The sequence below is a fragment of the Streptococcus gingivalis genome (assembly GCF_035544715.1).
GTDB lineage: Bacteria > Bacillota > Bacilli > Lactobacillales > Streptococcaceae > Streptococcus > Streptococcus gingivalis.
The window spans coordinates 862649-888299 of the sequence record NZ_JAYKTO010000002.1 but is presented as its reverse complement, the minus strand read 5'-3'; the positions used below and the strand labels follow the sequence as shown (position 1 = coordinate 888299).

Genomic DNA, 25651 nt, shown 5'->3' with positions numbered 1-25651 from the left:
CTTAGAATGGCAAATCTAAATCTTCGATCTGTTGATTCGTAGATGGTTTGATCTCGCCTGCGAATGCTGGCAACTCTGATTGTTCCATCTTCGTTACGTTCAAATTCTCGTAAGTCTGACCGTTGTACTCAGATGTAACGTTTTTTACGGTTACTTTCAAAGACTTACCACGGATCAGTTCTAGGAATTGGTCGATAGAGTTGATCTCTACCCCCTCTTGGATTTTAACCGCTTTGGCATAACGTTGAAGTGCCCATGTTGGATACTGAAGTGTTTCTTTGTTAATCCAAATCTTGTCAAAAATTAAGTTATTTCGGAATTTTTGCTGAAAATCATCACGAATTTTAAGGCGGATGTCCAGAAAATCTGTACCGTTCTTGCTTGCGTTCTGCTCCGCCTGTGAGACGAATACCTCATACGTTCCATCTGTGATAGATGCGAATTGTTCTGCTGCTTCATAGTTTACTGAGAATAGTGACATAGTAAGTTACCTCCAAATATTTAACCTTTTCTGTTGAAACCACAACCAACCGTTGGCATATCCTTTTAAATTTCGGAACGCTTTTAATTCGGCTAGGTTCTGACATTTTGTATATTGCTTTCCATATTTTTTAACACGACAATATACCATCGCTTCATCTTTTCTGACCTCGATTTCTTCACCATTTACGTTGATGAATACCATCTCTTGGTCTATCTTTGTAAGCTCAATCTCTGAGCGTTTATCGTCTAAGTTTATGACGATTTTTGGTTGAATGATAACCGCCCCACAATATGGACAACAATTATCTTTCATCTGCTCTCTCCAAAATGTTGCAAAACATTGTTCACACGTTTTGGGAGATTTTTCGGCTGGTTTTTTCGTTTTCGAAAGTCCAGTTAGTGTCCAGTCTCGATCATCATTTGGTAATCCGTGTCTTAAATGGTTACCTACGTGGTCGATAAGGATTGCACGTTTCCCCTCTCTGGGGTTAAGTGGTCGCATAGCGAATTGCAAGTATAACGATAATGATGCCGTTGGTCGTAGCATGATACAGACATCTACATTCGGTAAGTCAATTCCCTCAGTAAAGAGGTTAACGTTTACCATGATGGTTATTTCACCGTCTCTAAAGGCTTGCATATATTCTTCACGCGCCTTTTTGTCTGTTTGACCAGTCACGACTACTGCACGATAACCGTTATTATTAAATCGTTCTGCGACTTTATCAGCGTATACTACGCTATGGACATATACGATAGCTTGCTTACCGTCTGCTAATCGTTTGTAGTGGTCAATAAAATCACCATACTCACCTTTAAAATCAAGTGCATCGTCTATCGAACTATTGGTAAATTCTCCAGATCGTTTTCTCAATTTCTTGAGGTCTAACAGATTGATAGAATAGTAATCAAATTCGGATATGTTCCCGTGTTTCTGTAGCCATCGTATGGATTTACCGATGACTAGATCATCTGCTAAATCATCAAACCCAGCCCCGTCTAGTCTGATTGGTGTTCCCGTAAAGAATAACTGAGTAGCGTTTTTAAAGTATTTCAATATCGTCTGATACTGCTTGGCTTTAATGTGGTGAGCCTCATCGACTAATACCACATCGAATTTTGGGAGGGTGTCCAGTTTTCGGACTAGACTGCCAACCGTACCGATGGTTACATAGTCAAGATTGACTTCACCACGTTTAAATGTTTCTTCGACCTGCTCATTTATTTCTTTCCGATGGCTAAAGAATAGTACGTGTTTTTGTTTATCAGTAGCATTTTTCGCGATGTGCGACATGACTACTGTTTTGCCAGATCGTGGTTACGGGGGTGATTGAACCATGATTTTTTTGTTACCGTTCATCATAGATTTTTTAATGTCCATGATTAACTCTTTCTGATAATCACGTAATTCAAACACCACTAATCATCACCCCCTTTAAATAACTCTTCGACCTTACAGCCTTTACGGTTGTCTAAGCGATTTTTAGCATAAACGCTTGCAGATGGTTGTAGGATAAACCCTCGTACTTCTTCACCATCGTCCGTGGTTTTCTTCACCAGACGGGCGACCACATCAGTCAGTCCAAGGAAGTTATTTAAAATTTTAGGGCGAATGTCTGGCATAGCACGGTTGTAGATCATACCGTTTTCGTCCGTCCATTGGTCGCTTGCCTCCCACGCTGTAAATACAATGCGTTTATTAAGTTGTAACAAGGCTCGTAAACTATCTAAGATCGTAAAATCTACCCGTTGGTAATCTGCTTGCGATGGTACACGATGGTTTTTACCGTCACGACCTAAGTTGGCAAGACACGCACGGAATAACTCAGAAACGTTATCAACCACGATTGTGTCGTATGGTTCACCAGCTCCGTTTAACAATTCTTTAACGACTGTTAACCATTCATCCCAGATCTTGTGTGTATCAACATCTGCGATGTCAATGTTTTCGCATCCTGCTAAGACCTTAGCAGACTTGTCGATATTAATGACTAACGTTTTACCATCAATGTATTTAATCGCACTGGTCTTACCAAATCCTGGGTTTCCGTAGATTAAGTAGCACGCATCATCATTCGTGATTTTCGTCGCCTGTGTGATCTTCATTTATCTTTCCTCCATCCATATACTCGCTCAGAATAGCACTCGTATCGCACATCATTCGCACTTGTCTCTTGCGCTCCTTAAAGAGTTCTTCTACTAATTCCTTTGGGATTGTGTGCCGATACCGTTTTAAAACTTCATTTACTGCCAGATTGATTTCTTCTTCCAGCATATTGGTATATGTGCCAGTGTTGATCATCAATGAATCTGCTGTAACATTGCCGAATTTATCGTGATAATCTGGCGCACATACTAGCTCGTATTTTGTGTTAACGTAAAATCTCATCTTTAAGCACCTTTCAAAATTTCAGCAAGTTTTAAAATTTGATTAGCTGTATCTACGACTTCTTCAATAGTTCTAGCATCGCTAACCGAAAGTGCTTTTTGCTTTAGAAATTCCAGATCGTTATCGTTGCCAATAGCTTCAACTTCCTCTTTCACAACTTTAATTTCTTCAATGTTTTCATCTTCATTAATTGCTTCCGATTCCATCATTATTGGCGCAGATAGTCCAGCCAACTCAAAACTTTCGTTAATCATTTCTGCTACGTCAAAATATTCACTATTAATTTTGACCCCGTCCAGCTTTTTTCCTCTTGAAAACATACCAATAGTTTGACAAACTTTCATCGCAATTTTAGCGTTTCTTGGAGTGGGATTGTTATAAGTGTTTACCAGCGCTTGTCTTGGATAACCTTTTGTGTAGCCTAGTCGGTCATCGAGTTCCTCTGCAGAAATATTGTGGTAGCGCCTCAATTCCTTTAAACGGTCTATATTGATAGCTAATAGCAACTTTAAGTGAAAGTAGTAAACAGGATTATCATCAAACACTTTATCAAACCTGTATGGATCATTTGCAAACATTTTTTTGTATTTTTCAGATAATCTTTTGTACTCTTCTTCTTTTTCTGGGTGTTGTTGTCTTACGGCTTTTATAAACATCATTGCAATTTCATCTTTATGTTCTTTCCGTTTTTTATTTTTGTATTTACCTTTAGCCATTGTGTCATCTCCGTTAATTTTTAAATTTCATCATCATCGCCTAACCAGCGTTTGCCAGACCCGTACCAGTGCCATAGATCTGGATCGTGGTAGTCGATTTCTTCGTTTTCGTCCATTTAATAGCACCCGTAGAACATTCGTATGTTCGATGTCCCTTTTCTCGTAGATTTTTAATAGAGTTTCAAGTTCTTTAATTCTTCTTGCTTTCTTAAAGAACATCTGCTGTACCCCAATCATTATCAGAGTGAGAGTGCTTGCGTGCGTAAGCTAGATCAGCTTGAAATGCTTGATAGCCCTCTTCAAACTTCTCTTGCAAATCTTCCTCGTACTGTTGCATGATCGCTTCCTGTTTGGCCAGTCTTGCTTTCTTCCGTTGCGCACGTTTAAAGTCCCAAACCGCTCCGATAAATCCAGCCGTGAAAAATGTTCCTGCGATTGTTATTCCTGCGATAATGTCGTTATACATGTTGTATTTCCTTTTCTAGTTCCAAAATCTCGTGTACATCGTTTAGATCGTACATAATGTATTTTCCTTGCTTGCGAAATTTCAAGCCTTTGCGTTTCAAGCGTTTTAAGTATTCGTTGCTAAAACCAAACATCTCTTGCAATTCTGCTTGACTGATTGGTAACAGTTCTTTCTTAGCCTGTTCTTTCGCTTCGAGGTAAATTTCTCTGATCTGTTCTTTGATTAGTTCTTCAATCATTGCCCACCTCTTCTTTCTGTGGTATAATCAAAGTGGTTAATTTTGTGAAGCGTTCCATTCTGTGGGGCGCTTTTTTATGTTCATAAAGCATGAACTTTATATTTAAAAAAATAAGAGGGGATATCTTCTGGATTCACTCCAAGAATCTCAACCGCCTTTGAAATCTCACTATCTTTCCAAGATGTTCGATTATTCAATTTCAGCGAGATACTGCGTTCTGACATTCCCATAGCCTCAGCAAAGTTGGCTTGTGTTCCAAACTTCTCTGTGATTTTACCTAAAAGCATTGAATAGTCATTGCTCATTTTATCACTCCTTTCTTGTTCACGTCACGTGAACTTTGATCATGGTTAAAGTATATCATGCGTCATGAACTTTGTCAACACTTTTTTTCATTTTTTTTGAACTTTTTTATTTTTTATTTTCAAAATTTGTGTTATACTATAGTAGAAATAAGGAGTAAAGATCATGAGAAAATTTGAAACTGCGGACAGAATCCGAGAATTAATGCAAGAGAAACAATGGAAACAAGTAGATATAATTAATAATTCGAAGCCTTTCCAAGAAAAATTAGGTGTTAAACTTGGAAAAAGTGCGTTGTCTCAATACGTGAATGGTGTACAAGCGCCAGACCAAAAGAAATTAGCTTTGCTTGCTTTGACTTTTAATGTATCAGAAGCATGGTTAATGGGTTATGATGTCCCAAGGGAGCGTGATACTTCTACTTCTACCACCACCACTGGCTATACCGAAACCGACCTCCGCAAAATGGCAGAAAACGCAAAAACATTTGACGGTAAACCACTAAACGAAAACGATATACAAGCAATACAGAACATTATAGAAATATATTTAAAAGGCAGACTATGAGTATAGAAGAAATTTGCGACCTGCATGGTGTCCGTATTGCCTATTTCGATCCCGATCTATGGAATAGGCACGGCATCTATGTGGACGAAATAAAGATAGTATTTGTGAACAAATCACTATCTAGTGAAGCCCAGAAGAGGGTTATACTGCACGAATTAGGCCACCTCGACCATTCGAAGGGAGAATACACCATCAACCCGATTAAATGCGAAAACGAGGCCAATAGAGCCATGATACATGAATTATTGAAGGAGGAATTGAACCACGTAGACAAGGAAAATTTCAACTATTTAAATTTTATGGAACGGCACAAATTAAAAACGACCACGGACGAACTCATGGTCATTGATGAATTTTATAGATTGGTAGGTTAGATTATTATGGATTTAGAACAAGCAAGATTAAAATTAAAATGTGAACACTGTAAGAATGACATTATCTTAACATTCCACACTCAGCGATGCCCAAAATGTGGGTTTAGATTTAATCCAGATGAAGTGAAACAGATTTTTTATGATTATGAAAGTCATGTTGAAAATAGCAAGGCCACGCAAGTAGGCAATGCTCTTGATGGCTGTGGTACTGCTCTGCAAGGCTGTGGACAATCTCTTAGCAGTCTAGGTTGTTTAATCATGATTATCTTGCTACTAATACCACTACTGCATTTTATTTTTAGTTTAATGTAAATAAAAAAACCGCCCCGAAAAACGGGACGGTAGATAGGAAAGATATTGAAATCTATATAGATTATATCATATCAATGGTAGATTGTCATGATCAAAAAATATTTAACAAAGGACGGAGAAACACGCTATATGCTCCAAGCGTATCTGGGTGTTGATCCGTTTACTGGCAAGCAAAAACGAACGACCCGTAGAGGGTTTAAAACTCAAAAGGAAGCAAAGAAAGCAGAACGGGAACTACTGCTATCTATCGAAGAGAATGGCTTTACAGATCACTCTAGCAAGCCTACGTTTAAAGAAGTAGCTGATCTGTGGTTAGAGAGTTATGAAACGACTGTAAAGCCTACGACTTATCAAAATACAAAGAATTATCTTGAAGCAATCATAGAGAATCATTTTAAGGATATCCGAATTGAGAGCGTGTCCGTGGCTATGATGCAAAAGATTGTCATAGAATTAAGCAAGAAGTATGTAACTTACTTAAATTATCTGTCTATCATTAACAGGGTGTTTAAGTACGCTCTGCATCTGGATATCATCCAGACTAATCCAGTTGATAGGATCATACGTCCAAAACAGCAGAAACCACGGAAAGAAAAAATAGCACTCACTAAAAAAGAATTAAACAAATTTCTCACGCTGGCAAAGAAAGATGCACGACCTGTCTTATACACTGCGTGGCACACACTCGCTTACACTGGGTTAAGGCGAGGGGAATTGTTAGGACTTGAATGGTCTGATATTGATTTTAAAACCAAGACGATATCAGTTAGTAAGACACTTGTTACAATTAATGGGAAGCTGTCTACTCAGTCGCCTAAAACCAAACGTAGCACACGGACGATCTCGCTAGATGATAGCACGGTACAGATACTTAAAGAATGGAAATTAGAGCAGAAGAAACTATTCTTTAAATATGGTGTTAAGTCAAAAAATATCGTCATCACCAATACCAAGGGTGGCTACTTCGACTTTGCACATTTTCGGGATGAACTGCGATACTTTCTTGGCAAGCACAAACTAAAACAATTTAGCGTGCATAGTCTGAGACACACGCACGCAAGTTTGTTATTCGAAGCTGGCATAGAACCTAAAACGATATCAGATAGATTAGGTCACTCGAATATCCAAACGACACTCGATATGTACACACACTTAAATGACAAACAGCGGTCAGATGTTGCAGATCGCTTATTAAAATTTCTTGAAGCGTAGTCAAAAACGTAGTCAACATACTAAAACCCTTGATACACAAGGGTTTTTACTTTTATACCAAAAAAGAAGCACGAACGCACTTCTTTTCCTAGTTCTAGGTCCTGAATTCTCTATTTTTACTCAGGATGTTCTTCTGTTGGTTTTTCAGGCTTATTGGGGATCACTTTTAAGAGATAAAAGGTGATAAAAATCGTCAAAGTTCCTAAAGCGAGCTTCACCCAAATAATCGGGGCCAGATAGATGGAAATGCCCATCAGAATGTAGATCTGAAGAAGGATCCATTTCTTCCGTTCTTTGGCAATCGATTTGGTCTCTCGGTAATCCGCTACATAGGTTTGATAAAGCTTGGTTTGGTAGAGCCAAGTTTCAAAGCGTTTGGAACTTTTAGCAAAGCAGGCCATCGATAGCAGTAAAAAGGGAGTCGTCGGTAAAATCGGCAAAGGAATCCCAATGATTCCTAATCCCAAAGACACAAAACCAATCGTAAGATAAACAAGGCGCATTTACTTCTCCTTTGTATGTTTCTTTTTTCGTAATCACTCTACAGCATTCACATCTGACATTCGAAGTATCATCTTAGAAGGGTCTGACATTCCATCGACAATCTTCATTTGCTCCTCGTTCAATGGTAATAATATCAGAGTTGCTGTATGAGAGGGTAATTCACCACTATCTTTGATGAAATAGCTAACCTTTTGATTCTCAAAAATAGTCTTGCCATCATAAGACCACGTAATTGAAAAATTTAAATCTTTCTTGATATCTACATCTGTCTTATTGACCAGCATGAGTGCAGCTCTTTCTTCAGAAATAGCTCCCGTGAAGTAGAGCGCCATATTACCTTCACTTCCGAGTTCAGGATGGTCCTTGACCAATTTTTTTCCTAACTCAATTAGCTCAGACGTTTTACCTTCATACTGAGGTGCTACTACAAATTTCAAACCTTTTTCTTCTTTAGAAGACTCTGATACTTTTGTTTCCTTCGTCGTTTGATTGGAAGTCGACTCTTTCGTAACTTGCTTAGACTGACTACAAGCTGTTAAAGCAACCAAACTAGCCAGTAATAACATCATTTTTTTCATTTATTATCTCTCCTCTACTTTCATGAATCTCACTCAGAATTCATTCTTTCCTATCATACACGAATTTTGGGTAAAGAGCAAATTCATTACTAGATGTAGATTTCCTCAAATAGGCATATAAAAAACCACCCGCAGGTGGTTTTCCATCTTATATCTTCGTCAAAGGGGTCGCGGTGTCTGGTGATGTATCCAGAACCTCAAAATCATGACCGACAGCTAGATCTGCTCGAGCCAGTTGGTTCTCCATGGTCATATGGGCCAATTCTTTGATATTGTTCTCTTTTGACAAATGCCCCAGATAAATCTTCTTGGTGCGATTTCCCAAGGTCCGGATCATGGCATCTGCCCCATCTTCATTAGAAAGGTGGCCTAGGTCTGACAAGATCCGCTGCTTCAAGCGCCAAGCATACGAACCTGCTCGAAGGATCTCTACATCATGGTTGGACTCAATCAGATAGCCATCCGCATCCGCGACGATACCTGCCAAGCGATCACTCACATAGCCCGTATCCGTTAGCATGACGAAGCTCTTGCCATCCTTCATAAAGCGATAGAATTGAGGGGCAGCAGCATCGTGACTGACCCCAAAACTTTCGATATCGATATCGCCAAATGTCTTGGTCTTTCCCATTTCAAAAATGTGCTTTTGAGCATCATCGACCTTCCCTAGATACTTGGTGCCTTCCATAGCCTTCCAAGTTGCTTCATTAGCATATAGATCCATGCCATATTTCCGCGCTAAAACACCCACACCATGGATATGGTCTGAGTGTTCATGCGTAATCAAAATGGCGTCTAAGTCTTCTGGTTTGCGATCAATTTCAGCCAATAGTCCCGTAATCTTTTTCCCTGATAATCCTGCATCAATAAGCAGTTTTTTCTTTGGCGTCTCAAGGTAGAAAGAATTCCCACTAGAACCTGAAGCTAAAATACTATACTTAAATCCCTCTTCTGTCATTGACTCCTTATTCTTCCTCTTCTGTATCCCAGTCGTCTTTAATAGCATCTTTGTCGTACGGCAAGACAATGGTAAAAGTAGATCCCTTGCCATATTCACTCTTGGCCCAAATAAAGCCTTTGTGTTGCTTAACGATCTCCTTAGCAATGGCTAAGCCCAGACCAGTCCCTCCTTGGGCCCGACTACGCGCCTTATCCACTCGGTAAAAGCGATCAAAAATACGTGGCAAGTCTTTCTTGGGAATCCCCAAGCCCTCATCTGAGATAGAGATAATCAACTGAGCATCTGTCGTTTTCATCCCTACCTTAATTTTTCCACCATCAGGTGAGTACTTGATGGCATTGTTCAAGATATTATCGATCACCTGGGTCATTTTATCCGTATCAATTTCCACCCAGATCGGAGTGATCGGGTATTCCCGGATCAGTTCATACTTCTTGGTATCTTCTTGCGATTGACTCTTGATCTTATCAAACCGGTTTAAAATAAAAGTGATAAAGGCCGTAAAGTTGGTCAACTCGATGTCCAACTGACTGGTTTCATTATCGATTCGAGACAAGCTCAATAGATCTGTGACCATACGCATCATGCGGTTGGTTTCATTGAGTGAAACCTTGACAAAATCTGGTGCTACTGGCTCTGACAAAGCACCATCGTCCAGGGCTTCCAGATAGGATTTCACACTGGTCAAAGGTGTCCGTAATTCATGACTCACATTGGAGACGAAGAGGCGACGTTCCCGCTCTTCCTTGTCCTGCTCTGTCGTATCGTGCAAGACAGCTACCAGACCAGAGATAAAACCTGACTCGCGACGAATCAAGGCAAAGCGCACACGAAGACTTAAGTATTCCCCATTTTCATCCTGGGAATCAATGGTCAACTCTGGTACTTCTGTAATCAAGCTTCGCAGATCATAGTCATCTCCAAGCGAAAGCAAATCCAGAATACTGGTATTGAGCACCTCATCTGGATTGACATTCAATTGCTTGGCGGCCATTTCATTGACCATGATGATCTGACCACGTCTATTGGTCGCAAGCACCCCATCTGTCATGTAAGAAAGGATACTGGTCAAACGCTTGGTTTCTTGTTCCAAGTTTTCATGCGTCAGGCGAATAACCTCAGACAGATCATTGATACTATTGGTCATATCTGTCAGTTCTGGACTCCCTTGCATGTCGACCACTTCAGAATAGTCCCCTGCAATCAGATCCTTAATTTTGGCGTTTAATTGTCTGAGCTTAATATTGTCCCTACGGTTTTCTAACAAAAGCAAGGCTACCACAATGATAAACCCAACCGTAATTAGAACAAAGACAAAGTTCGACGACATTACAAATTGTTTTAGTTGATCAATCATTGTTTCTCATATAATATCCAACACCACGGCGGGTCAAGATATATTCTGGACGTCCCGGTGTGTCCTCGATTTTTTCACGCAAACGACGAACTGTCACGTCCACTGTCCGAACATCACCAAAGTAATCATAGCCCCACACCGTCTCAAGAAGGTGTTCACGGGTCATCACTTGACCGACATGGGTCGCAAGGTGATAGAGCAATTCAAATTCGCGATGGGTCAAGTCCAATTCTTTGTTGCCTTTTTGAACCAAGAAGGCATCTGGAAGAATGTGAAGATCACCAATGACAATTTCCGTATCGGCCTCATTTTCAAGCTGAGGATCAGCCGCAAACTCAGAACGACGCAACAAGGCTTTCACACGCGCTTGCAATTCCCGATTAGAGAAGGGTTTGGTTACATAGTCATCCGCCCCGATTTCAAGCCCGATGACCTTATCAAATTCCGTATCCTTAGCAGATAGGACAATGATCGGCACATTGCTAGTCTTACGAATCGTCCGCGCTACTTCCAAGCCATCAATCTCTGGCAACATCAAATCTAGAATAATAATATCCGGATTCTCAGCCGCAAAGACTTCCAAAGCTTCCCGGCCATCAAAGGCTGTCAAGACTTCATAGCCCTCTTTTGCCATGTTAAATTTGATTATATCTGAAATTGGTTTTTCATCATCAACTACTAATATTTTTTTCATCTTACATACCTGTTTCTAATGCTTCTTTTTCTAATCAATCTCTATCTTCTTATTATATCAAACTTATGAAGAAATGTGGAGCCTCAATTGCTGAACTTTCCAATAAGAAAGGGTAAAAAAAGACCGAGAAGTTAAAATCTCAGTCTCAGAAAAAACGAATGATATGTAGAAGATAAAATCACTTGAGTGATTCTAAAACAAGTTAATTTCCTACTTGCTAGAAAGAATGAATCATTTATTAAAAACTTTCCGTCGTGAGAAAAGTGAGAGTGGGACAGAAATCGGTAATTCGTTAGAATTCGATTTCGTCGTCCCACCTCCGCACAGTTGAGTAGGGCTGTAAAAGCTGATGAAATCAGCGTAGTAGAGCCCACTCAACCACTGCGTCTTGCTCGATAATCCAAAGACAATTGAGAGACTAGAATTTCTGTCCCACTCTCACTCGGGAGTTTTGGAACTTCATAGAAGTTCGCTGACGTTCTTACTCACCTAAGGAAGGTTTTTTAGATTGTTTTATCCTCAATCTTTTTTATTTTTTCATTATTTCTCAACACGTGATTTGTTGGCGATATCAGCTAGGATTGCTGCTACAAACTCATCATGTTTAAACATCAAAACGGTATCTACTTTCAGAGGAGATAACGTTTTTCTTCTTCAGATAAGGATACAAAAATTTCTTCCATTCTCTATCTTTTAAATGAATTGATTTCTTCAGAGAAAGACTGTAAATTTTTTGATATAATATCAAGGATGGATTCATAGATATTTAAAAGATAATGTTCAAAAGAATCACAGGTAAGAATTAAAAACATGTCAGTTTGGACAGAAGTCTCTCTACCATCATCCATGCAGAAACAAGATTATATGAAATAAAAGGAGTAACCAATGTCCGGAAACTATTCAACACGTGAATTCCGCGAGAAACTATATGATGACCTTCATGTTCGATTAAGAGATACAGTGATTTTGATGTGTTCGATTTTTATTGCCTCTATAGGTCTAAATATGAATTCAACAGCTGTCATTATTGGAGCCATGCTGATTTCCCCTCTTATGACACCGATTATTGGACTGGGGTTTGGTTTAGCTATTTTTGATACGCGTTTAATCAAGCAATCTCTAGGGGTTTTATTTACTCAAGTATTGGTCAGTTTGTTTGTCTCGACTCTATATTTCTGGATTTCTCCCTTATCTTATGCAAGTAGCGAATTGATTGCACGAACCTCTCCAACCATTTGGGATGTTCTCATTGCTATTGCGGGTGGGATAGCAGGTGTCATTGGTTCAAGAAAAAAAGAAGCAAACAATATCGTGCCAGGAGTAGCCATTGCAACAGCTCTGATGCCACCTATCTGCACTGCAGGCTATGGTTTAGCTAATGGAAATGTACGATTTTTATTTGGGGCTCTCTATCTTTTCTTGATCAACTGTGTCTTTATCATGCTAATCAATATTGTTGGAACAAGAATTATGATGAGACAATCTCCCTTAAGTTCATTTAAAGAGCTAAGCATGAAAATGAGAATTGGGTTGATCTCCTTGATTGTATTATTGGTTCTTCCAGCCAGCTATTCAGCAGTCACTCTGACGATGGATCAAGCACGAAAAGAAGGGATCAAACAGTTTGTAGGAAAAGAGTTCGCCAATCATACGATCATTAATCAAGTCTACAAGTCAAGTAGCAATGAATTGGTCTTGACAGTTGTTGGAGATCCGATTTCAGAAGAAGAATTAGAAACCATTCGCCAAAAACAAGACTCTTACGGTATTCAATCTGTTCAATTGAAAGTCAATCAAGTCCATAATTCGACAAAATTAGATAGTGAGACGACCAAGGAATTTTACGAAAACATTGACAAGTATATCGATCAAAAACTCTCTGAAAAAGATTCACAAAACGATCTCGTAAAAGAAAATGAAGCAGACAAGGATTGAGGATAGTCAACTTATCTAACTCATGGAAGCAAATCTTGGGAGGATATCCTATATCCAAAAGTTAATGGATAGAAAGGATTGTTGATGAGGATACTATTTGTGGTGGTTTGGCCAATCACTACTAACTCAGGTGAAACAAAATATAAAAAGCAACAACTCAAATAGTTGTTGCTTTTTTTGCTGAAAAATGTTTCTCAGACTGTGATCGTTTTATTTCTCAACACGAGATTTGTTGGCGATATCAGCTAGGATAGTTGCTACAAATTCATCTACTGATACAGTGTTTGTTTCTTTTTGTCCATAGCGACGAACGTTGACAGTTCCATCCTCCATTTCCTTGTCACCAACGATCAATTGGTAAGGAATCTTGCTAGTTTGTGAAGCACGGATCTTGAACTGCATTTTTTCATTACGTTCATCCACATCAGCACGGACACCACGGTCACGGAGCTTCTTAGCTACTTCCCAAGCGTAGTCAACGTGTTTCTCGTTAGATACTGGGATGAGGGTTACTTGATGTGGTGCAAGCCATGTTGGGAAGGCACCCTTGTAGTTCTCAATCAAGATCGCTGTGAAGCGTTCCATGGTTGAGATAACCCCACGGTGGATCATAACTGGGCGATGTTCTTCACCATCAGCTCCGATGTATTTAAGGTCGAAGCGTTCTGGAAGCAAGAAGTCAAGCTGGATCGTAGAAAGGGTTTCTTCTTTTCCAAGGGCAGTCTTAACCTGGATATCCAATTTTGGTCCGTAGAAGGCTGCTTCCCCTTCAGCTTCAAAGTAGTCAACGCCCATATCATCAACGGCTGCTTTCAACATGCGTTGAGCATTTTCCCACATTTCATCGTTATCAAAGTATTTGTGTTTGTCTTCAGGATCACGGTAAGACAAGCGGAAACGATAATCTGTCAAGTTAAAGTCTTCATACACATCGATGATCAATTGAAGGATCTTCTTGAATTCTTCCTCGATTTGTTCTGGAGCCACAAAGGTATGACCATCATTCAGAGACATTTCACGCACACGTTGAAGTCCTGTAAGGGCACCAGATTTTTCATAACGGTGCATCATACCGATTTCAGCGATACGGATTGGCAATTCGCGGTAAGAGTGCACATGGTGTTTGTAAACTTCGATGTGGTGAGGACAGTTCATTGGACGAAGAACAAACTCTTCTCCATCCCCCATATCCATTGGTGGGAACATGTCTTCACGGTAGTGATCCCAGTGACCTGAAGTCTTATAAAGTTCTACAGAAGCAATTGGTGGAGTGTAGACGTGTTGGTAGCCTGCTGCGACTTCTTTATCAACGATATAGCGTTCCAACTCACGACGGATCGTCGCACCATTTGGCAACCAGAATGGAAGACCTTGACCAACTTCTTGAGAAATCATGAACAAATCAAGCTCTTTCCCAAGTTTACGGTGGTCACGCTCTTTAGCTTCTTCACGCATTTGAAGGTAGTTCTTCAAGTCTTTCTTGTCAAACCAAGCGGTACCATAGATCCGTTGCATCATAGCGTTATCGCTATTTCCACGCCAGTAAGCACCTGCCACATTCAAAAGGTGGAAGATTTGGATACGACCAGTTGATGGGACGTGTGGGCCACGGCAGAGATCCACGTATTCACCTTGACGGTAGATCGTCAAACCACCTTCGTCTTCAGAGTGTTCTTCGATCAATTCCAATTTGTATGGATCATTTTTGAAGATTTCACGCGCTTCATCTTTAGTCACTTCTTCACGAATAGATGGGAAGTTTTCTTTCACGATTTTTTGCATTTCTTCTTCGATACGAGGAAGGTCTTCGTTAGAGATTTGACCAGCTTGGTTGTCTGTATCGTAGTAGAAACCATCTTCGATAGCTGGACCGACACCCAAGTGAATATCTGGGAAAAGGCGACGAGCTGCTTGAGCAAACAAGTGTGCTGCGGAGTGACGCAAGATTGGAAGAGCATCTTCGTGATCAGGTGTCACGATTTCAATGCTTCCATCTTCAGTGATCGCACGAGTAGTGTCGATGAGTTTGCCGTTGAATTTACCAGCAAGAGCTTTTTTAGCTAGAGAATTGCTGATGGATTGAGCAATGTCAAAAGTTGTAACGCCAGATTCGAATTCACGAACAGCGCCATCTGGGAAAGTAATCTTAATCATGATTTTCTCCTTATAAAGTTTTTAGTAGCTAAATGGGTGGAAGGTGTCTTTGAACATTGGAATCATCATTCCTTTTGATGTCTTCATGAAGAAATCAAAAAAGCGACCTCCTCGAAAGGACGTCGCAACGTGGTTCCACCTTCATTTATGTTCCTCAAAAAAGAGGGACACCTCTGATTGGCTCTAACGTAGCCACCGTTTTATGTTTGCATAAAAGAATCACGAGTAGTCCCAAACCTATCCTCTACGCGATTTCCAGCCCCACGCGCTCTCTATCAGATTTCCTAGATTTGATATGTCTCTGTCAGTTATTATAGCACGATTGAAAAATTTTGCAAGAAAAAGTTTCATTTTCAATCAAAGAAATGCGTGATTTTACGGATTTTCTTCACTTGTTTGACCGAAGCCTTCATCATCTTCACAGATCCATTGACCGGAAGAGCAATCACTTTGGTCGGGATTTTCACAATGGTCTTAGACATCCGCTTAACCCGACTTTGCTCAGGATTCAAATCATTTGAAAAGTCTTTAGAGATGATTTTATCCAAGTAAAATTCGTAGACCCGACGGCCAAAGGTTGCTGCAGAAATATCATCAATCTTTTCTGCCCACTTGGTCTCATCGATTGGTGGCATCTCCTCAATCGCTTCAAGAATCGCTTGCGCCAGATCACTCTCTTCATAAAAGAGCTTTCCAAACATAGGGTCATCAATCACATGATCGAGATAAGGATTGCCATGAGCGATGATCGGGGTACCACTCGCAATACTCTCTAAATAAGTCAACCCTTGCGTCTCACTCGTTGAAGCTGAAATAAAGAAGTCAGCCGCCTTATAGTAAAGAGCTGTCTCATTTGGTGGGATCATCCCTGTAAAGACAACCGCATCTGAAATCCCCAGTTTCGCCGCTTGTTTTTTCAAATCATCCAAATAAGGACCATCTCCAGCGACGATCAACTTAACTTTTGAATTGACCTTGAGGACATCAGGAAGGGCCGCAATAACAGCCTGAATATTCTTTTCATAAGAGACCCGCGACAGGCTCAATAAGAGCGTTTCATCTTCTGCGACTTCATATTTTTCACGAAGAGCAGCTGTTTCTGTCGGAGTGATTTCCGGTCGGTCAAACTTGGCCAAATCAATCCCTGTCGGAATAATACGTTTTTCTGCCTTGACCTTGTACTTTTGGAGCAAGTCATAAACGATCTCACTAGGACAGATCACTCCATCCAGATCATTCATATAACTTCTCACAATGTATTTGACCATACTTGGGCGAATGACCATACCTCTCGCAATATAGCGGACATAGTCCTCATACTGGGTATGGTAGGTATGAATGACTGGAATCCGCAACTCGCGTCCAATCCACACTCCCAAAAGGCCCAGTGAAAACTCAGTCTGGGTATGGATAATATCCAGCTGGTATTGCTTGGCAATGGCAAGCGCTTTTGAGAAGCCACGATAAGCAACGCGGCGGTCCTTAAAGGCGAAGAAAGGCACACTTGGAATCCGAATGATCTGCCAATCTTCATAGCGGTTGACATCTTTATCCGTTGTCGTAAAGATAAAGACCGTGTGTCCCAATTTTTCTAATTCTGTTTTGAGCGTCCGAATACTGGTCGCCACTCCCGAAACTTGCGGGAAATAGGTATCTGTAAATAACCCTACACGCATCTTACATCTCCAAAACTGTTTGATAGGCTTCGACCAATTGATAAGCTACTAAGTCAATCGAACGACTTTCAGCGACCTTGTAACCGGCCTCCCGCTTGTCTACTTGTCCGTTCAAGACCTTGTTCAAGGAATCCACAAATTCGTCTACATTATGGCACAATTCAGAGGACGTCTCGTCAATCCAGCCATTGTATACGGGAATATCCCGCAAGACCGTGTGCTGATGACTGGCCAAGGCCTCCAAAACAACGATACCTTCCGTTTCTTCATAAGATGGGAAGAAGAAAGCATCTGAACCCGTCATAGCCCCTTGGAAGACCGCTCCCTTGAAATAGCCAGGAAATTCCACATTACTAGGATGATCCTTTTCCACTAGGCGGCGGATCTTGCGCGGGATAATCCATTTATTGATGGAACCTAACCAAATAAATCGCACATCCGGCATGCGACGGGCTACTTCTACGAAGTCTTCAATCCCTTTGCGTTTGAAATACAGCCCTGCACAAATGACCACCTTTTGGCCTTCTTGGATATTAAAATGCTTGCGAAAGACCTCTTCTTTTTTCGGATCTTTTTTATATTTTTCCAAATCAATCCCATTGGACACAGCAATGATCGGAGTCGTCACTCCATAGGACTGGATCAAGTGTTTGGAATACTCAGATGGCGTGATCACATAGTCTGCCTTTTGGTACATGTGAGCCAAATACTTCCCAAACAAGGGCGCAAAAAAGTTAGACCCGATAAAGGAATTTTCAAAATCCTCACGGGTTGAATGACCATGCATGATGACTTTCTTTCCACGACGTTTTGCTGCATGGAGCAAAAGGAAACTCCGTGGGCCATAGGTATTGATATGCACCACATCATAATCTCCTAAAATATCTGTCGCATACGGAATCCCAGCCAAATCAAGCGCATGCATTTGGTGCTGCAAGGCTCGACCAATTCCTGATTTTTGTAATACGGATTTTCCTTCTAAATACAGTAAAACTTTCATACCTTCTATTATACCGAAATAAAGAGTGCCCAGCAAGTCTCTACCTGTTACTAGTATAAAAAAGAGGCTAGAACAGTTTTGTTCTAACCTCTCAGACTAGTAGACACGTCTTCCCAAGTCGAGACTCTAGTCTACTAATCCTTATTTTTTCGTCGTTCCACGTTGGTTGATCGTATGAGACAACAACACTTCGCGTTCTTCCAACTCTTCTTTGTGCATGATCTTGGTCAACATACGCATACTAATCGCACCAAGGTCATACAAGGGTTGGCCAATCGTTGATAGATTTGGACGCGTGTAACGTGTTACTTGTGAATCATCACTAGTAATGATTTCAAAGTCTTCTGGTACTTTGATACCGTGATCAGACAAGCCGTTCAAGAGACCTGCAGCCAATTCATCACCTGTCACAAAAGCAGCTGTTGCTTTTGACGCAATGATGCGTTCTGCCAAGTTGTAACCTTCATCGTAACGGTACTTGGATTCAAACACAAGTCCTTCGCTATAGCTCAATTTTTTCGCTTTCAAAGCTTCTTTGTAGCCTGTCAAACGAATTTTTCCATTGATATCATCCACCAATGGGCCACTTACAAAAGCAATTTTCTTGTTGTGTTTTGCCAACTGTGTAACAGCATCAACGGTTGCTTGCTTGTAGTCAATATTGACACTTGGTAATTGGTGTTCAACATCCACTGTCCCAGCAAGGACAACTGGCGTCCGAGAGCGTGAAAATTCTGAGCGAATCTTTTCTGTCAAATGATAGCCCATGAAAATGATCCCATCCACTTGTTTTGAAAAGAGGTTGTTTACTACTGAAACTTCTTTGTCATCGTCTTCATCGCTATTTGCAAGGACGATGTTGTACTTGTACATTTCAGCAATGTCATCGATCCCCTTAGCCAAGGTAGAGAAATAGCTGTTGGTAATGTTTGGAATCACAACACCGACTGTTGTGGTTTTCTTGCTGGCAAGACCACGTGCAACAGCATTTGGACGGTAATCCAAGCGTTCGATCACTTCTAATACTTTTTTACGTGTATTTTCTTTAACGTTCTTATTTCCATTCACTACACGACTAACGGTTGCCATTGAAACCCCTGCTTCACGGGCGACATCATAAATCGTTACTGTATCGTCTGTATTCATAAGATTTCCTTTCATTATTGAAAATTTCGTTTTCACTCTCTAATTAATCCTATTTTATCATGGATTGTAAACACTTTCAAGTATTTTGGTAAAATTTTGTAAACTCTTGCTTTTTTGGGGAAAATTTGACAAAATAGATCCATAGAAAGAAGGTAGCATTATGTCTAAATTAGATCAAATCGTCGATTTTCTTGAAACTGAAAAAACAGATGTCGCTGTTGTATCCGATCCTGTCACCATCAATTACCTAACTGGATTTTACAGTGATCCCCACGAACGTCAACTCTTCTTGTTCGTTTACACAGACCACGAACCACTTCTCTTCGTTCCTGCCCTTGAAGTGGAACGGGCGACTGCAGTTGTCGATTTCCAAGTGGTTGGCTATGTGGATTCTGAAAACCCATGGGAAAAGATTAAAGGGGCTATCGCAAAACCAGATGCCAAAACCGTTGCACTTGAATATGATAACTTGATCCTTACCAAATACAATGGCTTGCGTACTGTCTTTGAAAAAGCAACATTTACCAACTTGACACCACGGATTAACCGCATGCGCTTGATCAAATCTGCTGATGAGATCCAAAAAATGTTGGTGGCTGGTCAATATGCAGATAAGGCTGTCAATATGGGATTCGACGCCATTTCACTGGATAAAACAGAAACTGATATCGTAGCAGAAATCGACTTTGGTATCAAACGCTTGGGTTATGAAATGAGCTTTGAAACCATGGTCTTGACTGGAAATAATGCAGCTAACCCACACGGAATTCCTGGAAGCAACAAAGTCGAAAACGATGCTCTCTTGCTCTTTGACCTTGGCTGTATGGTAAATGGTTATGCGTCAGATATGACTCGTACCGTTGCTGTTGGGAAACCAGATGATTTCAAAAAAGAAATCTACCACTTGACGTTAGAAGCTCAACAAGCAGCCATTGACATGATCAAACCAGGTGTAACAGCACATGACGTCGACCGTGCTGCACGGAGCGTCATCGAAAAAGCTGGCTATGGTGAATACTTCAACCACCGCCTCGGACACGGGATCGGAATGGACGTGCATGAATTTCCTTCTATTATGGAAGGAAATGACATGGTGCTTGAAGAAGGCATGTGCTTCTCAGTCGAACCAGGAATCTATATTCCAGGTAAAGTCGGTGTCCGTATCGAAGATTGTGGTTATGTCACAAAAGACGGATTTGGACTCTTCACTGAAACCAGCAAAGACTTACTTTACTTTGACTAAGCCTTTAGTCGTTTCAATATATAACAAACATCTTGTTTCGTTAATAACTATAAAAAATGAGGCTGGGACAAAAGTCCTAGCCTCTTAATTATCTTTGGATTGTCGAGCAATACGCAGTGGTTGAGTGGGCTCTACTACGCTGATTTCATCAGCTTTTACAGCCCTACTCAACTGTGCGGAGGTGGGACGACGAAATCGAATTCTAACGAATGACCGATTTCTGTCCCACTCTCTTTTTTCTTATGAAACCGATTCGAGTTTCATTCTTTTCTGCGTATCTTCTACGACGTCTTTTAAAGTGGTTTGGGACATTTCTTTTTCCATAGCAGTCTGAATGTCCTCAAGCTTTCCATCTAAGACATGATGGATATTGTGGCCAATTGGGCAGGCTGGATTCGGATTGTCATGAAAACCAAATAATTGACCTGTCGAACCTAAGCATTCTACTGCTTGATAGATATCCAGCAGGCTGATCTCATCGGCTGCTTTTGCGAGCTCAGCTCCGCCTGTCCCACGCGCTACATGAATCAATCCAGCTTTCTTCAACTGAGACAAGGTCTTTCGAATAATAACAGGGTTCACGCCGACACTTCCTGCCAAAAAATCACTGGTTACTTTTGTTTTCTCTCCTTGTAGAGCAATCATGATCAAGACATGAGTCCCAATGGTAAAGCGACTCGAAATTTGCATAACTTCACTCCTTTCTACCCGTTTTTGAAGGTAGAGTCTATTGAACAACCGTCAAGGGACGACTTTCGTTATTCCTATTATACTCTTTTTAGTTGTAATGTCAATAGTTACACTATTGGAAGAAATCCGCTAGCCAAGCATCGATTTCTAGATCATGACCTTCTCTCTGCTCAATTTCATGAAGGAGCTCATGATTGTGGGTATGATGAATGCCATTGACCAAACTTTCATAATACACTTGGTAATAAGGAAGATGGAGGTCTTTTGCCAGTTGCAGTTCTTTTTGGACATCATAGTCCACCCGTCTAAAATCGACATCTTTTAGCCCCATTTGATCAAATTCGAGAATGGCATACATGGCCCGAAGGTCCTTGCGAAGATTCTTTTCCAAAAAGAAAGGTTGACCGATCGATCCAGGATTGATAATCAGTTCTCCTCCTGTCCCGTAGCGGAAAAACTGCTGGTGAATGTGTCCGTAGACTGCAATATCACAAGACGGATTTGTCACCAAGCGATCAAAATCCTTCTGCTCACCAATGTGGATCAATTCGCGACCCCAATTCTTATCAGGTAAGTGGTGGGTAATGCCGATCTTTAAACCTGCGATTTCTCTATGGACCTGCATGGGCATTTTCTGCATGTCTTCAATTTCCTGGGGCGTGATTTCTTCAAGAATATATTGACACTGGCGCATGAGGTAGCGATGACTGGGTCTGGTCTCATCCAACATTCCCCTCATGGCCCGCCAAAGGCTATCTTCCCAGTTTCCAAGGACTTTTACCGTAATCGGTAACTCCTCTAACAGCTCCAAGAGGGCCCGTCTCCCTGTTCCAGGCATCAAACTATCTCCTAAGAGCCAATATTCATCCACCTTGGCTTTTCGACTATCCTCTAGGACAGCTTCCAATGCTGTCGTATTTCCATGAATATCTGAAAGTAAAGCAATTTTAGTCATGATCTTCTCCTTCTCTCCATTATAACAAAGAGAAGAAAAACTTCCACCCAAAGGTGAAAGTTTTATGAACATTCCATGCTACCAGAAATGAAAACTCAGGCTAGAAGCGGACGCTTCGTCGTTGGATTTATCTTTTTCCAAAGAGTTGCTTAACGGCTTTGTATCTTAGTCTACTGATTTGAGGGCTTCGAGCATATCTACTTTTCGGAGATAATGGTCAACATAAATTCCTAACAGGACCAAGAGAAGGATCAGTCCTCCAACAGGGAAGAGGAAAACACCAAGTCCTACTTTGGGGTAAAAGAGAATGGCATCTGGTGCAATCATGGCAATAAGAAATTGATGAAGATAATAGCCACCCACTAACCCCATGAGGATCCCTATGATAGACAATAAGATGGTTTCGCGGTAAATATAGAGTGTCACTTCCTTATTATGGAATCCCAAGACCTTGATGGTCGATAATTCACGTATCCGTTCTGCCACATTGATATTGGTTAAATTATACAAGATCACGATGGCTAGCAAGATCGATACGACTACTAGAATCATCATAGTGGTGTCCAAAGATTTGGCAACTGAGTTAAAGAGGGAAATCATCGAAGCATTCTGACTAACCGCCTTCACAGCTACAAGTGCCATCATATCCCGACTGACAGCCTGCACTTGTCGTGTAGAAGGATTTTTCAACTGCACCAAATAGCTATTTGCTGAAGTCCGCTCTCCGTAGATTTTTTGGTAACTTGCCTGATCCATATAGATAAAATGGCCGACATAATTTTCAGTGATTCCCCCCACCTTAAAAGTGTGACCATCTAAGATTAGTCGATCGCCAACTGTAACCCTGGCAAGTTGTGCTAGCTTACTACTGATGATAACCCCTTTCTTGAGAGACAAGGGCTCTCCTTGCTTAAGAGAACGCAGGCTGACAAAGGGAGAAAAATCTGCACGATTTGTAACCATCATCGTAATGGTCTGCTTGTCGCGTCCCCCCTTTAAAGAAGCTTCGATGACCTTACTATAAATCAATCGATAATCCTTGATATCTGATTTTTCCAGACGATTGGTTAGTTCCTTGCTTTCTTGGCTTGATGCATTGGTTTTTTTGACTACAATCAACTCATAAGATAGGATCTCTTGAAATTGGCGTTTGGGAACCCCTCCTACAGAAGATTGAATCCCTAGCCCTGCAAAGAGAAGAGCAACAGAACCTGCCACTCCAAATATGGTCATCAGCATCCGTTGTTTGTAACGAAAGAGATTACGAGCAGTGACCTTGTGTGTGAAACTCAGACGCTTCCAAATAAAATGGAGACGCTCCAGGAAAATCTTCGAACCAGATACCGGTGGTTTGGGCAGTAATAAAAGATTGGCTTCTTCTTTTAATTCCTTGCGAGAAACCCAGTAAGCCGGAAGCACACTCGCAACGAAAGACAGTCCGAGCGCAATCAGAGTCATATCTCCATAAAAATACTCTCTGCTCTCTCCAATCACCATCCCTTGCGTGATAATGTTGGAAATGATCCCCGATAGGAAATAATGGCCCAGCAAGGTTCCTAGAAGGGTACCGATCGTCCCTGCAAAGAATCCATAGAGAACAAATTTGAGAATGATGTCCCTGGTACGATAGCCCAGCGCCTTAAAAATACCTGCATTGGTTCGCTCTTCATCGACAAAGCGGGTCATCGTGGTGAAGGTCACCATGGCAGCTACCAGATAAAGAACGACTGGAAAAATATTTCCGACAGCAGAGATACTACTACTGGCATTGCTATACATCAAGTAACCTTGTCCACCTGGCATGGTCTTGCGGTCATAGACATGATAAGTTGGAATTTCCAGCTGATCTCGCTCCCTTTGCGCTTTTTTCAGCTCCTCCTCTTTTTTTGCGAGCTCCGTTTCACCTGCAGTCCAGTCCTTCTTTTTCTGATCAATTTGTTCTTGGGCTTGATGGAGCTTTTCTTGACTGGCTACTTGCTCTTTAGCTGGCAGAAATGGAGCTAATTTCTTGAACTGGGCCTCCTGCAAGTCTAATTGTTTTTGAGCCTGATCGATCTGATTTTTAGCTGACTGGAGTGTTTCCTCGGCACGACTGAGTTCTTTCTGGCCTTTTTGAATCTGCCCATCCGCCTCCTGCTTGAGTCTTTGATAGCGGGCCTTTCCATTGTCTTTCAGAAGTTTTTCTAACTCTTCTTGATGAGCTTTGAGCCCTTTTTGGTAGACTTGCGAAAAAGAATCTAAAGACTTCAGATCATCAAACTGGATCCGAGCCATCGCGGGAAGTTTAGTCGTAAAGACCTCTTTTGAAACTAGTGCATAGGCATCTAGATTTCCACTGCCACTCATGGCAGTGCCTAAATTCTTTTGAGACCACATCTCAGAGGATTGAACAAAGCCAACAATGGTGAATTGCTTTCGCTTTAAACTAGAGCGAGTTCCAGCCTTTTCTTCAAGTGTGAGGGTATCCCCTATCTGATAGCGATCCTCCCAAAAACTTGCTAGGGCCAGTTCCCCTTCTTTTTTGGGCAGGCGCCCCTTGGTCACACGAAAAGAAGAAAGACTTTTTGGAGCAGAAAAAAGTCGAATTGCCTTTCCTGTTCCTTTCACTGTCAAATCCAGCAGTGAACCAAATTCGACACGCGCCCCTTTGACTCCTAAAAGCTCCTCTTGGTCTGCCTGGTCTAATCCCAAGTCCCCCATGACAGCAAGATCTAGCATCTTTTGTTGCTGAATAAACTGGTTAGCCGTTCGATGCATATTTGGAGTGGTCACCTTTAAGCCAACCAAGGCCAAGCTTCCCAATAACATCAAGGTTAAGATGGAGAGAAAACGTCCTTTTGAATGTGTAAAGGAAGCAAACAAATCCTTCCAATAGACTTTTCGTTTCATGCTACCACCTCTTCTAATACTCTAGTGTAGCAATATCTTGAGGAAGCTCATTGATTTCTACTGACTTGACCTTGGCATCATGCATGCGAATCACACGGTCTGCAATCGGAGCTAGAGCCCCATTATGGGTTACGATGATGACCGTCGCTCCCTTTTTTCGAGACATATCCTGTAAAATCCCCAATACTTGCTTACCTGTCTGGTAGTCTAAGGCTCCTGTAGGCTCATCGCAAAGGAGAATTTTAGGGTTTTTCGCCACTGCCCGAGCAATCGCCACCCGTTGTTGCTCTCCACCTGACAATTGTGCAGGAAAATTATCAAGACGATTGCCAAGTCCTACTTCTCTTAAAACGGCTTCCGGATCCAAGGCATCAGAGACGATTTCTGAAGCCAATTCGACATTTTCCTTGGCTGTCAGATTGGCTACTAAATTATAAAATTGAAAGACAAAGCCAACGTCATCTCGTCGATAATCCGTTCGTTGATGGGAATTGAGCTTAGAAATATCCACCCCATCAATCAGGACCTGTCCTTCGTCATTCGTGTCCATCCCTCCTAAGATATTGAGAACTGTTGATTTTCCAGCTCCTGACGCCCCTAAAATAATGACCAATTCGCCTTTTTCAATCTCAAAAGAAACATCCTGATTAGCGAGAATCTCCGTTTCTCCACTAGTGTATCGCTTGTAACAGTGCTGCATTTCGATGTAGGCCATTTTTTCTCTCCTCCCTCCTATTTCCTATCTATATTATAGTCCTTTTCGTATAGATTACAAAGAAATCGAGGCATCACCAATAGTGATTCTTCCT

At 41.2% G+C, this 25651-nt stretch carries 27 protein-coding genes and 1 pseudogene; 6 read left to right on the top strand and 22 right to left on the bottom strand.

Going from position 1 to position 25651, the window contains the following annotated elements:
- Position 1: 1 nt before the first annotated feature.
- From SM122_RS10740 to SM122_RS10700, 9 genes and pseudogenes are all read right to left on the bottom strand, one after another.
- On the bottom strand, positions 2-481 hold the full coding sequence (locus tag SM122_RS10740; RefSeq protein WP_320909843.1) for a DUF669 domain-containing protein: 480 nt from the start codon (positions 479-481) through the stop codon (positions 2-4).
- Between the two features lie 6 nt (positions 482-487).
- Positions 488-1357: a DEAD/DEAH box helicase gene (locus SM122_RS10735; RefSeq protein ID WP_320909995.1), complete on the bottom strand. Its 870-nt coding sequence runs from the start codon at positions 1355-1357 to the stop codon at positions 488-490.
- Positions 1358-1498: 141 nt separating this feature from the next.
- Positions 1499-1783 (bottom strand): annotated as a pseudogene (locus tag SM122_RS10730) (DEAD/DEAH box helicase family protein); the annotation flags it as partial.
- A gap of 119 nt (positions 1784-1902) precedes the next feature.
- Positions 1903-2589, bottom strand: a complete 687-nt coding sequence (locus SM122_RS10725) for an AAA family ATPase (RefSeq protein ID WP_320909842.1) — start codon at positions 2587-2589, stop codon at positions 1903-1905.
- On the bottom strand, positions 2555-2872 hold the full coding sequence (locus tag SM122_RS10720) for a hypothetical protein (protein ID WP_324737904.1): 318 nt from the start codon (positions 2870-2872) through the stop codon (positions 2555-2557). The genes SM122_RS10725 and SM122_RS10720 overlap by 35 nt, the downstream gene beginning before the upstream one ends.
- Positions 2873-2874: 2 nt before the next feature.
- Positions 2875-3588, bottom strand: a complete 714-nt coding sequence (locus SM122_RS10715) for a hypothetical protein (RefSeq protein ID WP_324737905.1) — start codon at positions 3586-3588, stop codon at positions 2875-2877.
- A 208-nt stretch (positions 3589-3796) separates the two neighbouring features.
- Positions 3797-4054: a hypothetical protein gene (locus SM122_RS10710; RefSeq protein WP_320909840.1), complete on the bottom strand. Its 258-nt coding sequence runs from the start codon at positions 4052-4054 to the stop codon at positions 3797-3799.
- Positions 4047-4292: a helix-turn-helix domain-containing protein gene (locus SM122_RS10705; RefSeq protein WP_155169989.1), complete on the bottom strand. Its 246-nt coding sequence runs from the start codon at positions 4290-4292 to the stop codon at positions 4047-4049. The genes SM122_RS10710 and SM122_RS10705 overlap by 8 nt, the downstream gene beginning before the upstream one ends.
- Before the next feature lie 80 nt (positions 4293-4372).
- On the bottom strand, positions 4373-4597 hold the full coding sequence (locus tag SM122_RS10700; RefSeq protein WP_320909839.1) for a DUF739 family protein: 225 nt from the start codon (positions 4595-4597) through the stop codon (positions 4373-4375).
- A gap of 163 nt (positions 4598-4760) precedes the next feature.
- Here SM122_RS10700 and SM122_RS10695 point away from each other — a divergent pair, with 163 nt between their 5' ends.
- From SM122_RS10695 to SM122_RS10680, 4 genes are all read left to right on the top strand, one after another.
- Positions 4761-5162 carry a helix-turn-helix domain-containing protein gene (locus tag SM122_RS10695; protein WP_320909838.1) on the top strand — a complete coding sequence of 134 codons (402 nt, stop codon included), beginning with the start codon at positions 4761-4763 and terminating at the stop codon, positions 5160-5162.
- Positions 5159-5536, top strand: coding sequence for an ImmA/IrrE family metallo-endopeptidase (locus SM122_RS10690; RefSeq protein WP_320909837.1), 378 nt, complete (start codon positions 5159-5161; stop codon positions 5534-5536). The genes SM122_RS10695 and SM122_RS10690 overlap by 4 nt, the downstream gene beginning before the upstream one ends.
- A 6-nt stretch (positions 5537-5542) precedes the next feature.
- Positions 5543-5848, top strand: coding sequence for a hypothetical protein (locus tag SM122_RS10685; protein ID WP_320909836.1), 306 nt, complete (start codon positions 5543-5545; stop codon positions 5846-5848).
- Positions 5849-5935: 87 nt separating this feature from the next.
- Positions 5936-7060: a site-specific integrase gene (locus tag SM122_RS10680; protein ID WP_324737906.1), complete on the top strand. Its 1125-nt coding sequence runs from the start codon at positions 5936-5938 to the stop codon at positions 7058-7060.
- 116 nt (positions 7061-7176) lie between these two features.
- Here SM122_RS10680 and SM122_RS10675 read toward each other — a convergent pair whose 3' ends face one another.
- The 5 genes from SM122_RS10675 to yycF form a co-directional block, all read right to left on the bottom strand.
- A complete protein-coding gene (locus tag SM122_RS10675; protein WP_070466325.1) occupies positions 7177-7563 on the bottom strand; it encodes a YbaN family protein in 387 nt (128 codons plus the stop codon).
- Positions 7564-7596: 33 nt separating this feature from the next.
- Positions 7597-8142: a putative periplasmic lipoprotein gene (locus SM122_RS10670; protein ID WP_155169996.1), complete on the bottom strand. Its 546-nt coding sequence runs from the start codon at positions 8140-8142 to the stop codon at positions 7597-7599.
- Positions 8143-8290: 148 nt separating this feature from the next.
- On the bottom strand, positions 8291-9100 hold the full coding sequence (locus SM122_RS10665; RefSeq protein WP_023918725.1) for an MBL fold metallo-hydrolase: 810 nt from the start codon (positions 9098-9100) through the stop codon (positions 8291-8293).
- 7 nt (positions 9101-9107) lie between these two features.
- A complete protein-coding gene (gene vicK, locus SM122_RS10660; RefSeq protein ID WP_031573918.1) occupies positions 9108-10460 on the bottom strand; it encodes a cell wall metabolism sensor histidine kinase VicK in 1353 nt (450 codons plus the stop codon).
- Positions 10453-11154 (bottom strand): response regulator YycF, encoded by a 702-nt coding sequence (gene yycF, locus SM122_RS10655; RefSeq protein WP_003008151.1) that lies wholly within the window; start codon positions 11152-11154, stop codon positions 10453-10455. The genes vicK and yycF overlap by 8 nt, the downstream gene beginning before the upstream one ends.
- A gap of 885 nt (positions 11155-12039) precedes the next feature.
- On the opposite strand from yycF, the gene SM122_RS10650 reads away from it, so the two are divergent.
- Positions 12040-13089: a DUF389 domain-containing protein gene (locus SM122_RS10650; protein ID WP_031576775.1), complete on the top strand. Its 1050-nt coding sequence runs from the start codon at positions 12040-12042 to the stop codon at positions 13087-13089.
- Between the two features lie 210 nt (positions 13090-13299).
- On the opposite strand, the gene thrS is transcribed toward SM122_RS10650, so the two are convergent.
- The 4 genes from thrS to ccpA all read right to left on the bottom strand — a co-directional run bounded on the left by thrS (position 13300) and on the right by ccpA (position 19065).
- The gene (gene thrS, locus SM122_RS10645; RefSeq protein WP_195326755.1) at positions 13300-15243 is read right to left on the bottom strand and encodes a threonine--tRNA ligase; all 1944 of its coding nucleotides are present in this window, start codon (positions 15241-15243) and stop codon (positions 13300-13302) included.
- Between the two features lie 353 nt (positions 15244-15596).
- Positions 15597-16919, bottom strand: coding sequence for a glycosyltransferase family 4 protein (locus SM122_RS10640; RefSeq protein WP_031576772.1), 1323 nt, complete (start codon positions 16917-16919; stop codon positions 15597-15599).
- Position 16920: 1 nt separating this feature from the next.
- Positions 16921-17919, bottom strand: coding sequence for a glycosyltransferase family 4 protein (locus SM122_RS10635; RefSeq protein WP_155170004.1), 999 nt, complete (start codon positions 17917-17919; stop codon positions 16921-16923).
- A 141-nt stretch (positions 17920-18060) separates the two neighbouring features.
- Positions 18061-19065, bottom strand: coding sequence for a catabolite control protein A (ccpA, locus tag SM122_RS10630; protein ID WP_021153619.1), 1005 nt, complete (start codon positions 19063-19065; stop codon positions 18061-18063).
- Between the two features lie 160 nt (positions 19066-19225).
- Here ccpA and SM122_RS10625 point away from each other — a divergent pair, with 160 nt between their 5' ends.
- On the top strand, positions 19226-20308 hold the full coding sequence (locus SM122_RS10625; protein ID WP_003015591.1) for a M24 family metallopeptidase: 1083 nt from the start codon (positions 19226-19228) through the stop codon (positions 20306-20308).
- Positions 20309-20548: 240 nt separating this feature from the next.
- Here SM122_RS10625 and SM122_RS10620 read toward each other — a convergent pair whose 3' ends face one another.
- The 4 genes from SM122_RS10620 to SM122_RS10605 form a co-directional block, all read right to left on the bottom strand.
- Positions 20549-20998 (bottom strand): Rrf2 family transcriptional regulator, encoded by a 450-nt coding sequence (locus SM122_RS10620; RefSeq protein ID WP_201087816.1) that lies wholly within the window; start codon positions 20996-20998, stop codon positions 20549-20551.
- A gap of 112 nt (positions 20999-21110) precedes the next feature.
- Entirely contained in the window at positions 21111-21953 is an 843-nt protein-coding gene (locus SM122_RS10615; RefSeq protein ID WP_155170006.1) for a metallophosphoesterase family protein, read from the bottom strand.
- A 165-nt stretch (positions 21954-22118) separates the two neighbouring features.
- Complete coding sequence (locus SM122_RS10610; RefSeq protein ID WP_155170008.1) at positions 22119-24842, bottom strand: ABC transporter permease; 2724 nt, start codon at positions 24840-24842, stop codon at positions 22119-22121.
- Positions 24843-24855: 13 nt separating this feature from the next.
- Positions 24856-25557 carry an ABC transporter ATP-binding protein gene (locus SM122_RS10605; RefSeq protein ID WP_049490853.1) on the bottom strand — a complete coding sequence of 234 codons (702 nt, stop codon included), beginning with the start codon at positions 25555-25557 and terminating at the stop codon, positions 24856-24858.
- Between the last annotated feature and the right edge of the window lie 94 nt (positions 25558-25651).

Coding starts and splice junctions, on each gene's coding strand:
- SM122_RS10625 (WP_003015591.1), top strand. CDS start 19,226: ATGTCTAAATTAGATCAAATCGTCGATTTTCTTGAAACTGAAAAAACA.
- SM122_RS10620 (WP_201087816.1), bottom strand. CDS start 20,998: ATGCAAATTTCGAGTCGCTTTACCATTGGGACTCATGTCTTGATCATG.
- SM122_RS10740 (WP_320909843.1), bottom strand. CDS start 481: ATGTCACTATTCTCAGTAAACTATGAAGCAGCAGAACAATTCGCATCT.
- yycF (WP_003008151.1), bottom strand. CDS start 11,154: ATGAAAAAAATATTAGTAGTTGATGATGAAAAACCAATTTCAGATATA.
- SM122_RS10650 (WP_031576775.1), top strand. CDS start 12,040: ATGTCCGGAAACTATTCAACACGTGAATTCCGCGAGAAACTATATGAT.
- SM122_RS10605 (WP_049490853.1), bottom strand. CDS start 25,557: ATGGCCTACATCGAAATGCAGCACTGTTACAAGCGATACACTAGTGGA.
- SM122_RS10705 (WP_155169989.1), bottom strand. CDS start 4,292: ATGATTGAAGAACTAATCAAAGAACAGATCAGAGAAATTTACCTCGAA.
- SM122_RS10670 (WP_155169996.1), bottom strand. CDS start 8,142: ATGAAAAAAATGATGTTATTACTGGCTAGTTTGGTTGCTTTAACAGCT.
- SM122_RS10700 (WP_320909839.1), bottom strand. CDS start 4,597: ATGAGCAATGACTATTCAATGCTTTTAGGTAAAATCACAGAGAAGTTT.
- SM122_RS10680 (WP_324737906.1), top strand. CDS start 5,936: ATGATCAAAAAATATTTAACAAAGGACGGAGAAACACGCTATATGCTC.
- SM122_RS10640 (WP_031576772.1), bottom strand. CDS start 16,919: ATGCGTGTAGGGTTATTTACAGATACCTATTTCCCGCAAGTTTCGGGA.
- SM122_RS10675 (WP_070466325.1), bottom strand. CDS start 7,563: ATGCGCCTTGTTTATCTTACGATTGGTTTTGTGTCTTTGGGATTAGGA.
- SM122_RS10635 (WP_155170004.1), bottom strand. CDS start 17,919: ATGAAAGTTTTACTGTATTTAGAAGGAAAATCCGTATTACAAAAATCA.
- SM122_RS10610 (WP_155170008.1), bottom strand. CDS start 24,842: ATGAAACGAAAAGTCTATTGGAAGGATTTGTTTGCTTCCTTTACACAT.
- thrS (WP_195326755.1), bottom strand. CDS start 15,243: ATGATTAAGATTACTTTCCCAGATGGCGCTGTTCGTGAATTCGAATCT.
- ccpA (WP_021153619.1), bottom strand. CDS start 19,065: ATGAATACAGACGATACAGTAACGATTTATGATGTCGCCCGTGAAGCA.
- SM122_RS10665 (WP_023918725.1), bottom strand. CDS start 9,100: ATGACAGAAGAGGGATTTAAGTATAGTATTTTAGCTTCAGGTTCTAGT.
- vicK (WP_031573918.1), bottom strand. CDS start 10,460: ATGATTGATCAACTAAAACAATTTGTAATGTCGTCGAACTTTGTCTTT.
- SM122_RS10695 (WP_320909838.1), top strand. CDS start 4,761: ATGAGAAAATTTGAAACTGCGGACAGAATCCGAGAATTAATGCAAGAG.
- SM122_RS10725 (WP_320909842.1), bottom strand. CDS start 2,589: ATGAAGATCACACAGGCGACGAAAATCACGAATGATGATGCGTGCTAC.
- SM122_RS10720 (WP_324737904.1), bottom strand. CDS start 2,872: ATGAGATTTTACGTTAACACAAAATACGAGCTAGTATGTGCGCCAGAT.
- SM122_RS10690 (WP_320909837.1), top strand. CDS start 5,159: ATGAGTATAGAAGAAATTTGCGACCTGCATGGTGTCCGTATTGCCTAT.
- SM122_RS10615 (WP_155170006.1), bottom strand. CDS start 21,953: ATGACTAAAATTGCTTTACTTTCAGATATTCATGGAAATACGACAGCA.
- SM122_RS10715 (WP_324737905.1), bottom strand. CDS start 3,588: ATGGCTAAAGGTAAATACAAAAATAAAAAACGGAAAGAACATAAAGAT.
- SM122_RS10710 (WP_320909840.1), bottom strand. CDS start 4,054: ATGTATAACGACATTATCGCAGGAATAACAATCGCAGGAACATTTTTC.
- SM122_RS10685 (WP_320909836.1), top strand. CDS start 5,543: ATGGATTTAGAACAAGCAAGATTAAAATTAAAATGTGAACACTGTAAG.